Source organism: Actinoplanes sp. NPDC049802, from assembly GCF_040656595.1.
GTDB lineage: Bacteria > Actinomycetota > Actinomycetes > Mycobacteriales > Micromonosporaceae > Actinoplanes.
On the sequence record NZ_JBFAMR010000136.1, the window covers coordinates 1 to 11444 of the forward strand.

Consider the following 11444-nt stretch of genomic DNA (forward strand, 5'->3'; position numbering starts at 1 on the left):
TTTCATGACCACCACCGATTTCCCGTACAAGAGTGATTGGGCACGACGGCAGTACACCGAGGGAAAAGCCGAGGGAAAAGCCGAAGGTGAGGCTGCGGCCGTCCTCACCGTGCTCGCGGCCCGGGGGCTTGAGGTCTCCGACGACGAGCGCGCGAGGATCACCGGCTGCACCGATCTGGAGCAGCTCACCGAGTGGATTCGGCGAGCGGTGACGGCGGAGCGGGTGGAGGATCTGGGGCTGGAGATCCATTAGGGGACGCATCAGCCCGGCGGGCGCGCCGCGGCCGTGAGGTCGCAGCGCGCCGCGTGGAGACGGCGGGGCGGGCGGAGTTGTGTCTGGGGACGGCTTCGCCCGTACCGGAGAAGGGCTGAAGAGCGACCGCCCACCGAGGGTGAGCGGTCGTGCGGTGGGATCAGAAGATGCGGTGCACCCAGCCGAAGGGGTCTTCGGCGAGGCCGCGCTGGATTTCGGCTAGCTGTCTACGGATGCTCACGGTGACCTGACCGGGTTCGCCGTCGGCGAGGACGGTGGATTCGCCGTCCTCGCCGCGGATCATGCCGATCGGGGTGATTATTCGGGGACTCGCCGGTAGGCGCCGTCGCTGGCGCTCGTCGCCATCGAGGCGTAGGCGCGCAGCGCCGCCGAGACGGGCCGCTGGCGGTCGGCCGGCGTGTAAGGGCGAGGCCGTCGCTCCTGCTCGTGGCGGCGCTGGGCCAGGACGTCGTCGTGCACGTTCAGCGTGATACCGCGGCCGGGGATGTCGATGGTGATCTCGTCGCCGGTCTCGACGAGCGCGATCAGGCCGCCGGCGGCCGCTTCGGGGGAGACGTGGCCGATGGACAGGCCGGACGTGCCGCCGGAGAAACGGCCGTCGGTGATCAGCGCGCACGCCTTGCCCAGCCCGCGGCCTTTCAGGAACGACGTCGGGTAGAGCATCTCCTGCATACCGGGGCCACCGCGCGGGCCCTCGTAGCGGATGATCACGACGTCGCCCTCGACGACCTCTTTGCCGAGGATGCCGGCGACCGCGTCGTCCTGCGACTCGTAGACGCGGGCCGGGCCGGTGAACTTCCAGATCGACTCGTCGACGCCGGCGGTCTTGACGACGCAGCCGTCCGGCGCGAGGTTGCCGAAGAGGATGGCCAGGCCGCCGTCGACCGTGTACGCGTGCTCGACCGACCGGATGCAGCCGCCCTCGGCGTCGGTGTCGAGTGTCGCCCAGCGGTTGGTGGTGCTGAACGGCTCGGTGGTGCGCACTCCGCCCGGTGCGGCGTGGAACAGCTCCAGCGCCTGCTCCTTGGCTGATCCGCCCCGGATGTCCCAGTCGGAGAGCCAGGTGGTGAGGTCCGGAGAGTGCACGGCGCGCACGTTCTCCTTCAGTGCGCCGCCGCGCCGCAGCTCACCGAGCAGGGCGGGGATGCCGCCGGCCCGGTGCACGTCCTCCATGTGGTACTTCGGGCTGTTCGGTGCGACCTTCGACAGGCAGGGCACCCGGCGCGAGATGGCGTCGATGTCGGAGACGCTGAAGTCGAGCTCGGCCTCGCGGGCCGCGGCCAGCAGGTGCAGGATCGTGTTGGTCGACCCGCCCATCGCCACGTCGAGGGCCACCGCGTTCTCGAAGGCGTCCCGGTTGGCGATCGAGCGGGGCAGCACCGACTCGTCGTCGTTCTCGTAGTACTCCTTGGCGATCTGCACGATCAGCCGGCCGGCCTCGGTGAACAGCGCCTTGCGGGAGGCGTGCGTGGCGAGCGTCGAGCCGTTGCCGGGCAGCGACAGGCCGATCGCCTCGGTCAGGCAGTTCATCGAGTTGGCGGTGAACATGCCGGAGCAGGAGCCGCAGGTCGGGCAGGCGGACCGCTCGATCGTGTCGAGCTGCTGCTCGGTCACGTTGTCGTTGGCGGCCGCGCTCATCGCGTCGACCAGGTCGAGTTTCTCGTGCACGACGCCCTCGATGGCGATCGTCTTGCCGGCTTCCATCGGGCCGCCGGAGACGAACACCGTCGGGATGTTGAGCCGCAGCGCGGCGATCAGCATGCCGGGGGTGATCTTGTCGCAGTTCGAGATGCAGACCAGGGCGTCGGCGCAGTGCGCGTTCACCATGTACTCCACGGCGTCGGCGATCAGCTCGCGGCTGGGCAGCGAGTAGAGCATGCCGCCGTGACCCATGGCGATGCCGTCGTCCACGGCGATGGTGTTGAACTCGCGCCCGACGCCGCCGGCCGCGGCGATCGACTCGGCGACCAGGCCGCCGAGGTCCTTGAGGTGCACATGACCCGGTACGAACTGGGTGAAGCTGTTGGCGATGGCGACGATCGGCTTGCCGAAGTCGTCGTCGGTCATGCCGGTGGCGCGCCACAGGGCGCGCGCGCCGGCCATGGTGCGACCATGGGTCGAGGTCCGGGAGCGCAGCTCAGGCATCCCTCAATAGTGCCACCGCCGGGGCTTGGAACAGCGCCTGACGTCCACAGCGCGGGACGCCGGGGGTGTCGGAATCGACGAAGATCGGGCACAGTGTGTCCGTGCACTCACCGTCCGGAATGGATCTGGCGGGCCTCGTGGGCCTGCTGGTCGCCGTACCGGCGGTCGCCTATCTGGCCCGGTCCGGTCACCGGCACACCGGCGCGGCCCGGCGGGCGCATCTGCTGCTGGCCGCCGGCGGGGCGCTGGTCACCGCGGCGGCGCTGGCCGGCCTGACCACCGCGCTGATCACCGGCCACCATCACTCTCCCGGGTACGCCCAGGCGCTGGCCACCGCGGTGGCCACGGGCACCGCGATCGGCGTCGTCGTCCTGCTCGCCGGGACGGTGGCGCTGCCCGGCGCCGCCCGGGGCCCGGCCGCCGCGGTCCGGCACGTCCTGGACGGGCTGGTCATCGCGGCCGCGATCTGGTTCGTCGGATGGGTGCTGGTCAGCCGGCCGACCCGGATCCTCGGCGACGCGACGCCGTACCGGTGTCCCGCCATCCTGGTGCCGGCGGTTCTGGTGGTGCTCTCCCTCGGTCTGACCGCGGTGCTGGCGCTGCACGCCCACCGGCCGCGGCGGCACACCGTCCGGGTGTCGGCCGGTGTCGGCCTGGTGGCCGCCGCGGCGAACGTGCTGGCCGTCGGTCTCTGCCGGGGCAACGAGGGTTTCACGCTGGCCAGCGGGCTGCTGCTGACCGCCGGGCTGGCCGTGGCGGCGTGGGCGGTGCGGGTCGCCGACCGCCCGGTCCAGGTGACCGGCGACGTGCTGGAGCGCGGCGGGGCGTATGCGGTGTTCCCGATGCTGGCGCTGCTCAGCGCGCTCGGCTACCACCTGGCCCGCGGCGGGACGCTGGACGCGGCCGGTTACTTCGGCGCCGCCGTGGTGGGGCTGGCCCTGGTCGCCCGGCAGTACCTGGCGCTCGACGACGTCCGCCGCTACACGCTGCGGCTGCGGCAGAGCGAGGCGCACTTCCGCGAACTGGCGCACACCGATCCGCTGACCGGGCTGGCCAACCGGCGCGGCCTCCAGCGGGCGCTGCGGTCCTCCGCGCGGCAGTCCGCACTCATCGGCATCGACATGGACGGCTTCAAGACCGTCAACGACATGCGGGGCCACGACGTCGGCGACGCGGTGCTGGCCGAGGTGGGCGCCCGGCTGCGGCGCAACCTGCTGGCCGGTGACGTGGCGGCCCGGCTGGGCGGTGACGAGTTCGCGGTGCTGATGCGCGGCGACGCGGACGAGGCGGTGCTGGCGGCGCACCGTCTGCTGGCCGTGCTCGGGGAGCCGTACGAGGTGGACGGTGGTGGTTCGATCTTCCTGTCCGCGAGCCTGGGGGTGGCCGCGACCGGCGAGCTGCTGCACGACGCCGACCTGGCCCTGCGCTACGCCAAGCAGCGCGGCAAGAACCGGGTGGAGCGCTACCAGGCGAGGTACGACGAGTTGCTGCGCCGCCGGGCCACGCTCACCGGCGAGCTGCGGCACGCCATCGACCGTGGTCAGCTGAGTCTGGTCTTCCAGCCGGTGGTGGCGCTGCCGTCGATGCGCCCGGTCGGCGCCGAGGCGCTGCTCCGCTGGACCCATCCGGAGCTGGGCCGGGTGCCGCCGGTCGAGTTCATCCCGGTGGCCGAGGAGTCCGGGCTGATCAACCGGATCGGCGCGTGGGTGCTGGAGCAGGCGTGCAAGCAGCTCGCCGAGTGGCGGGCCAAGGGGCACGACGTCTGGCTGTCGGTGAACCTGTCGCCCAAGGAGCTGCACAACTCCGACTACGCCGCCCAGGTGGCGGACGTGCTGGCGGAGTACGGCGTACCCCCGCAGCGTCTCGTGCTGGAGGTGACCGAGCACGCCGTCGCCACCGACATGGAGGAGCTGGTCCGCCGCTTGGCGGAGCTGCGCGGGACCGGGGTGCGGATCGCGCTGGACGACTTCGGCGCGGGCTATTCGTCGCTGGGCCAGCTGCGGACCCTCCCGGTGGACATTCTCAAGATCGATCACGCGCTGGTGGCGGAGCCGGAGTCGCGTACCGGGACGGCGGCCCCGCTGGTCGACGTGGTGGTCCGGCTCGGGCACCGGCTCGGTCTGGAGGTGCTGGCCGAGGGCATCGGCACGAAGGCGCAGCGGGCGATCGTCGAGGAGGCCGGCTGCCGGCTCGGGCAGGGCTCGCTGTTCGGCTGGGGTGTCCCGCCCGAACACTTCGAGTCCCGGCTGCGGACTCTGCGCCCGGTCGGCCCGCGCCCGCTGCCGGCGCCCCGGGTCAGCCCGCCGATCGACGCCGCGGCCCGCAGCCAGGTGGTCCGGCTCGGCCCGGGGATGCGGCAGGTCAGGGCCCTATTGCCCAGTGATCCGGATTTCGTCACCACCTCTGGTGATCAAAATGTGGGATCAGTTGACTCAGGCCGTGAGATGGGGCAAGGTTAGCCGCATGTGCTTCGCGTCCCGAGTACTTATCTGAGCGCACTCTCCCACTGGAGAGTGCGCTAGGTCCCGTGCATCCCGCACGAGGGCCTTTTTTGTTGCTCAAGTACCGGTGCGACCAACCCGAAAAGGTCTGAACTGCCATGACGAGACCCACTCCCGAATCCCTCGCCCACCGAGTCACTCCGGCCACCGTCGCGGCGGCCGTGAACACCGCTTCCACCACTGTGGCCCCGGTCGCCACCACCGGTGCCGGCGCGCTCGTCCGGTCGCTCGAGGCGCTCGGAGTAGAGGTCGCGTTCGGCATCCCCGGCGGGGCGATCCTGCCGGCGTACGACCCGCTGTTCGACTCGAAGGTGCGGCACATCCTGGTGCGCCACGAGCAGGGCGCGGGCCACGCCGCCACCGGGTACGCCCAGGCCACCGGCAAGGTCGGTGTCTGCATCGCGACCAGCGGGCCGGGCGCCACCAACCTGGTCACCCCGATCGCGGACGCGTACATGGACTCGGTGCCGATCGTCGCGATCACCGGGCAGGTCGGCCGGTCGTTCATCGGCACGGACGCCTTCCAGGAGGCGGACATCCAGGGCATCACCCTGCCGATCACCAAGCACAACTTCCTGGTCCAGAACCCGGAGGAGCTGCCCCGGACCCTGGCCGAGGCGTTCCACCTGGCGGCGACCGGCCGGCCCGGCCCGGTCCTGGTCGACATCCCGAAGGACGTCCTCCAGGCGCAGACCATGTTCTCCTGGCCGCCGGCGCTGGACCTGCCCGGTTACCGGCCGACCCTGCACCCGCACGGTAAGCAGATCCGCGAGGCGGCCCGGCTGATCGCCGCGGCCAGGCGGCCGGTTCTGTACGTGGGCGGCGGCGTGCACAAGGCAGGCGCCACCGACGGGCTGCGCAAGCTGGCCGAGCTGACCGGCATCCCGGTGGTGACCACGCTGATGGGCATCGGCGCGTTCCCCGACTCGCACCCGCAGCACCTGGGCATGCCCGGCATGCACGGCACGGTCCCCGCGGTGTACGCCTTGCAGAAGGCCGACCTGCTGGTGACGCTGGGTGCCCGCTTCGACGACCGGGTCACCGGCAAGCTGGACTCGTTCGCCCCGGACGCCAAGGTGGTGCACGCCGACATCGACCCGGCGGAGATCGGCAAGAACCGGCACGCGGACGTCCCGATCGTCGGCGACGCCCGGCACGTGATCGACGAGCTGATCGCGGCGGTGTCCTCTTCGGCCGGCGGCACCGACCAGTACGCGGCCTGGTGGTCGACGCTGAACGACATCCGTGAGCGTTACCCGCTGGGTTACGAGGAGCCGACCGACGGCAGCCTGGCCCCGCAGTACGTGATCGAGCGGATCGGCGAGCTGGTCGGCTCGGACGCGATCTACTGCGCCGGCGTGGGCCAGCACCAGATGTGGGCGTCCCAGTTCATCAAGTACGAGAAGCCGGGCACCTGGCTGAACTCCGGTGGCGCCGGGACGATGGGCTACGCGGTTCCGGCCGCGATGGGCGCCAAGGTCGCGCGGCCGGACACCGAGGTCTGGGCGATCGACGGCGACGGCTGCTTCCAGATGACCAATCAGGAGCTGGCCACCTGCGCCCTGGAGGGTATCCCGATCAAGGTCGCCGTGATCAACAACGGCAACCTGGGCATGGTCCGGCAGTGGCAGACCCTGTTCTACGACGGTCGCTACTCCAACACCGAGCTGGGCACGCACAAGCACCGGATCCCGGACTTCGTGAAGCTGGCCGAGGCGCTCGGCTGTGTCGGTCTGCGCTGCGAGTCGAAGGACGACGTCGACAAGGTCATCAAGCAGGCCATGGAGATCAACGACGCTCCGGTGGTCATCGACTTCACGGTCGGCAAGGACGCCATGGTGTGGCCGATGGTCGCGGCCGGCACCAGTAACGACGAGATCATGTTCGCCCGGGACGTGCGCCCGACGTTCGAGGAGGACGACCTGTGAGCACCAAGCACACGCTGAGCGTGCTGGTCGAGAACAAGCCGGGTGTGCTGGCCCGGGTCAGCGGCCTGTTCTCCCGGCGCAGCTTCAACATCGACTCCCTTGCGGTCGGCGAGACGGAGAACCCGGACGTCAGCCGCATCACGATCGTGGTGGACGCCGAGTCGTCCCCGCTGGAGCAGGTCACCAAACAGCTCAACAAGCTGGTCAATGTCCTGAAGATCGTGGAGCTGGACCCGGCCCAGTCGGTCCAGCGCGAGCTCCTGCTGGTCAAGGTGCGTGCCGATCGGGCGCAGCGCAGCCAGGTGCTCGAGACCGTCGAGTTGTTCCGGGCGCGGGTGATCGACGTCGCTCCGGACACCCTGACGATCGAGGCCACCGGTAATCCCGACAAACTGGATGCGTTGCTGCGCGACCTCGAGCCGTACGGCATCAAGGAGATGGTCCAGTCGGGCCTCGTGGCCATCGGCCGCGGTTCCCGCTCCATCACCACGGGCCCCGCGCTCCGCGCCGCCTGATCTCACATCCACGCACGAAGACCCATCAGAAGAAGGAAGTCATGACCGCGGAAGTTTTCTACGACGGCGACGCTGACCTGTCGATCATCCAGGGCAAGAAGGTCGCCGTGATCGGCTACGGCAGCCAGGGCCACGCCCACTCGCTGTCGCTGCGCGACTCGGGCGTCGAGGTCGTGGTCGGCCTGCAGGAGGGCTCCAAGAGCCGCCCGAAGGCCGAGGAGCAGGGCCTGACCGTGAAGACCCCGGCCGAGGCCGCCGCCTGGGCCGACGTGATCATGGTGCTCGCGCCGGACACCGCGCAGCGCAAGATCTACGCTGAGTCGATCGCTCCGAACCTGTCCGCGGGCAAGGCGCTGTTCTTCGGCCACGGCCTGAACATCCGCTTCGAGCTGATCAAGCCGCCGGCCGACGTCACCGTCGCCATGGTCGCCCCGAAGGGCCCGGGCCACCTGGTCCGCCGCCAGTACGTGGACGGTAAGGGCGTTCCCGCCCTGATCGCGGTCGAGCAGGACCCGACCGGCGAGGGCCAGGCGCTCGCCCTGTCGTACGCGAAGGCGATCGGCGGCACCCGCGCCGGCGTCATCAAGACGACGTTCAAGGAGGAGACCGAGACCGACCTGTTCGGCGAGCAGGCCGTCCTCTGCGGCGGCACCGCGGCGCTGGTGCAGACCGGTTTCGAGGTGCTCACCGAGGCCGGTTACGCCCCGGAGATCGCCTACTTCGAGTGCCTGCACGAGCTCAAGCTGATCGTCGACCTGATGTACGAGGGCGGCATCTCCCGGATGCGCTACAGCGTCTCGGACACCGCCGAGTTCGGTGACTACGTCTCCGGCCCGCGCGTGATCAACGCCGAGACCAAGAAGGAGATGCAGGCGATCCTCGCCGACATCCAGTCCGGCGAGTTCACCCGCCGTCTGATCGCCGACGACGAGGCCGGCGGCCCCGAGCTCAAGAAGTACCGTGAGCAGGGCGCCGAGCACCCGATCGAGGTCACCGGCAAGAAGCTGCGCGGCATGATGAGCTGGGTGGACCGGCCGATCACCGAGACCGCCTGATTCCTGATCGGTACGGCGAAGGCCCGGCCCCGTGCCGGGCCTTCCTCGTGAGCGCGGCGTGGGGGCGAGTCCGACACGCGGGGCCGCGCGTCTTGCGCGTCATTAGTCCGCATCGCTAGCGTTGTCCCAGCCGCGCGTCTCGACCGGGCCCGTCTTCGGGTGACGGTGCCCGTCCCCGGGGCGAGCGGTGCGTAATCCCGGCGGGATTTCTCGTCGCCACAGCCCCCGGACCGTTTGCCGCGGCCCGGGGGCTGTTCGCTTTGTGGGACTGCCGTTCCGTGTTTCGGGACGGGCGGGTAGCCTTGCCTGGGTTGACCAGACGTGTGGGGAGAGTTGACGTGAGCGTGGCGCGGATCGCGGTTGTCGGCGGCGACGGCATCGGCACTGAGGTGACCGCGCAGGCCCGCAAGGTCATCGACGCCGTCCTCCCCGGAGTCGACTACAACGAGTACGACCTCGGCGCCCGTCTCTACCACCGCACCGGCGAGGTCCTGCCGCAGTCGGTTCAGGACGAGCTGGCCGGCCACGACGCCATCCTGCTGGGCGCGATCGGCGACCCGAGCGTCCCGCCGGGCGTCCTCGAGCGCGGCCTGCTGCTGAAGCTCCGCTTCGACTTCGATCAGTATGTGAATCTTCGCCCGTCGAAGCTGTGGCCCGGCACCGTCAGCCCGCTGGCCGGCGTCAAGCCCGGCGAGATCGACATGGTCGTGGTCCGTGAGGGCACCGAGGGCCTCTACGTCGGCGCCGGCGGCGTCCTGCACAAGGACACCCCCGCCGAGATCGCCACCGAGGAGAGCCTGAACACGAGGCACGGCGTCGAGCGGGTCATCCGCGACGCGTTCGCCCGGGCCCGGCGCCGCGACCGCCGCCACGTCACCCTGGTCCACAAGACCAACGTGCTCACCCACGCCGGCAACCTGTGGTCGCGGGCCTTCGCCGCGGTCGCCGCCGAGTTCCCCGAGGTCACCACCGAGTACCAGCACATCGACGCGGCCAGCATGTTCATGGTCAGCAACCCGCAGCGGTTCGACGTGGTGGTGACCGACAACCTGTTCGGTGACATCCTCACCGACATCGCCGCCGCGGTGACCGGCGGCATCGGCATGGCGGCCAGCGGCTCCGTCAACCCGGAGCGCAAGTTCCCGTCGACGTTCGAGCCCGTCCACGGCTCCGCGCCGGACATCGCCGGCAAGGGCATCGCCGACCCGGCGGCCGCCATCCTGTCCGCCGCTCTGCTGCTGGAGCACCTGGGCCGCCTCGACGAGGCCGGGCGAGTAACCGAGGCGGTCGCGGCTGAGGTCGCGTCCCGGGCCCCGGGCGCGCCACTGCGTACCGCCGAGGTCGGCGACCGGGTCGCCTCCGCACTCTGAGCCCTCCCGGGCTTCGTCACCCGAGGTCATTGCGTTAACGACCGTTCGGGGTAAATTCATGGGGCACTACGGGTGCCCCCGCATGCTTACATTCTTCTGCAGAAAGCAGGTCCACCTGTTATGAGCGGTGGTGACAACCTCGCATTCGAGATCCGTCCGAACCCGGCACCCGTGAGCGACGCGGACCGCGCCGCCCTCCTCGCCAGCCCCGGTTTCGGCCGCATCTTCACCGACCACATGGTCACCGTGCGCTACGCGGACGGTAAGGGATGGTTCGAGCCGCGCGTCGAGGCTCGCGCGCCGATCCCGATGGATCCGGCCAGCGCCGTGCTGCACTACGCCCAGGAGATCTTCGAAGGTCTGAAGGCGTACACGCTGCCCGACGGCGGCGTCGCCATGTTCCGCCCGGATGCCAACGCCAACCGGTTCAACCTGTCCGCCCAGCGGATGGCCATGCCGGCCCTGCCGGTCGAGACGTTCCTCCAGTCGCTGCACGAGATCATCAAGATCGACCGCGACTGGATCCCCGAGGACCCCGAGGGCAGTCTCTACCTGCGCCCGTTCGCCTACGCGAGCGAGGTCTTCCTCGGTGTCCGGCCCGCCACCGAATACCTCTACCTGGTCATCGCCTCCCCGGTCGGCCCCTACTTCTCCGGCGGCGTCAAGCCGGTGACCATCTGGGTGTCGCCCGACTTCACCCGCGCGGCCCCCGGCGGCACCGGCGCCGCCAAATGCGGCGGCAACTACGCGGCCGGCCTCTCCGCACAGGCCGAGGCCGCCGAACACGGCTGCGACCAGGTCGTCTACCTCGACGCGGTGCAGCGAAAGTACATCGACGAACTCGGCGGCATGAACGTCTTCCTCGTCCTCGACGACGGCACCCTGGTCACCCCGCCGCTGAGCGGCACCATCCTCCCCGGCATCACCCGCGACTCGGTGATCAAGCTGGCCGGCCGGGCCGGCCGCAAGGTCGAGGAGCGCCCGGTCAGCCTCGACGAGTGGCGCGAGGGGGCCGCCTCCGGCCGGGTCCGCGAAGCCTTCGCCTGCGGCACCGCCGCGGTGATCACCCCGATCGGAGCGATCCGCGGCGAGGACGGCGAATTCACCGTCGCCGACGGCGGTCCCGGCGAGGTCACCATGGGCATCCGCAAACAGCTCGTCGAAATCCAGCGTGGCCTCGCCGAAGACCCCTTCGGCTGGGTGCACCGCGTCCTCTGATCCCGCCGCGCGACCGCTCACCCCGGGTGGGCGGTCGCCCTTTCAACCTTTCTCCGGTACGGGCGAAGCCGTTCCCACACGCAACTCCGCCCGCCCCGCCGTCTCCACGCGGCGCGCTGCGACCTCACGGCCGTAGCGCGCCCGCCGGGCTGACGCGTCCCCTAACGGATCTCCAGCCCCAGATCCTCCACCCGCTCCACCGTCACCGCCCGCCGAATCCACTCGGTGAGCTGCTCCAGATCGGTGCAGCCGGTGATCCTGGCACGCTGCTCGTCGGAGACCTCCAGCCCCCGGGCCGCGAGCACGGTGAGAACGGCCGCAGCCTCACCCTCAGCCTTCCCCTCGGCTTTTCCCTCGGCCTTCCCTTCGGCTTTTCCCTCGGTGTACTGCCGTCGTGCCCAGTCACTCTTGTACGGGAAATCGGTGGTGGTCATGAAG

General features: G+C 70.4%; 9 protein-coding genes and 1 pseudogene. 7 read left to right on the forward strand and 3 right to left on the reverse strand.

Features of this window, described 5'->3' with window-relative positions; translation table 11 throughout:
- On the forward strand, nt 1-253 hold a 253-nt coding region (locus AB0I88_RS40125; protein WP_361037353.1), incomplete at its 5' end, for a hypothetical protein.
- A 160-nt stretch (nt 254-413) separates the two neighbouring features.
- Here AB0I88_RS40125 and AB0I88_RS40130 read toward each other — a convergent pair.
- Complete coding sequence (locus AB0I88_RS40130; protein ID WP_361037355.1) at nt 414-557, reverse strand: hypothetical protein; 144 nt, start codon at nt 555-557, stop codon at nt 414-416.
- A gap of 14 nt (nt 558-571) precedes the next feature.
- On the reverse strand, nt 572-2419 hold the full coding sequence (ilvD, locus tag AB0I88_RS40135) for a dihydroxy-acid dehydratase (RefSeq protein ID WP_361037357.1): 1848 nt from the start codon (nt 2417-2419) through the stop codon (nt 572-574).
- Nucleotides 2420-2520: 101 nt separating this feature from the next.
- On the opposite strand from ilvD, the gene AB0I88_RS40140 reads away from it, so the two are divergent.
- From AB0I88_RS40140 to AB0I88_RS40165, 6 genes are all read left to right on the forward strand, one after another.
- The gene (locus tag AB0I88_RS40140) at nt 2521-4878 is read left to right on the forward strand and encodes a bifunctional diguanylate cyclase/phosphodiesterase (protein ID WP_361037359.1); all 2358 of its coding nucleotides are present in this window, start codon (nt 2521-2523) and stop codon (nt 4876-4878) included.
- A gap of 140 nt (nt 4879-5018) precedes the next feature.
- Nucleotides 5019-6848 carry an acetolactate synthase large subunit gene (locus tag AB0I88_RS40145; RefSeq protein ID WP_361037361.1) on the forward strand — a complete coding sequence of 610 codons (1830 nt, stop codon included), beginning with the start codon at nt 5019-5021 and terminating at the stop codon, nt 6846-6848.
- Nucleotides 6845-7363 carry an acetolactate synthase small subunit gene (gene ilvN, locus AB0I88_RS40150; RefSeq protein WP_361037363.1) on the forward strand — a complete coding sequence of 173 codons (519 nt, stop codon included), beginning with the start codon at nt 6845-6847 and terminating at the stop codon, nt 7361-7363. The genes AB0I88_RS40145 and ilvN overlap by 4 nt, the downstream gene beginning before the upstream one ends.
- A gap of 41 nt (nt 7364-7404) precedes the next feature.
- On the forward strand, nt 7405-8418 hold the full coding sequence (gene ilvC / locus AB0I88_RS40155; RefSeq protein WP_361037365.1) for a ketol-acid reductoisomerase: 1014 nt from the start codon (nt 7405-7407) through the stop codon (nt 8416-8418).
- 344 nt (nt 8419-8762) lie between these two features.
- On the forward strand, nt 8763-9788 hold the full coding sequence (locus AB0I88_RS40160) for a 3-isopropylmalate dehydrogenase (protein WP_361037369.1): 1026 nt from the start codon (nt 8763-8765) through the stop codon (nt 9786-9788).
- Between the two features lie 120 nt (nt 9789-9908).
- Nucleotides 9909-11006, forward strand: coding sequence for a branched-chain amino acid aminotransferase (locus AB0I88_RS40165; protein WP_361037367.1), 1098 nt, complete (start codon nt 9909-9911; stop codon nt 11004-11006).
- Between the two features lie 161 nt (nt 11007-11167).
- Here AB0I88_RS40165 and AB0I88_RS40170 read toward each other — a convergent pair.
- A pseudogene (locus AB0I88_RS40170) lies at nt 11168-11444 on the reverse strand (hypothetical protein); the annotation flags it as partial.

Coding starts and splice junctions, on each gene's coding strand:
- AB0I88_RS40130 (WP_361037355.1), bottom strand. CDS start 557: ATGATCCGCGGCGAGGACGGCGAATCCACCGTCCTCGCCGACGGCGAA.
- ilvD (WP_361037357.1), bottom strand. CDS start 2,419: ATGCCTGAGCTGCGCTCCCGGACCTCGACCCATGGTCGCACCATGGCC.
- AB0I88_RS40145 (WP_361037361.1), top strand. CDS start 5,019: ATGACGAGACCCACTCCCGAATCCCTCGCCCACCGAGTCACTCCGGCC.
- ilvC (WP_361037365.1), top strand. CDS start 7,405: ATGACCGCGGAAGTTTTCTACGACGGCGACGCTGACCTGTCGATCATC.
- AB0I88_RS40165 (WP_361037367.1), top strand. CDS start 9,909: ATGAGCGGTGGTGACAACCTCGCATTCGAGATCCGTCCGAACCCGGCA.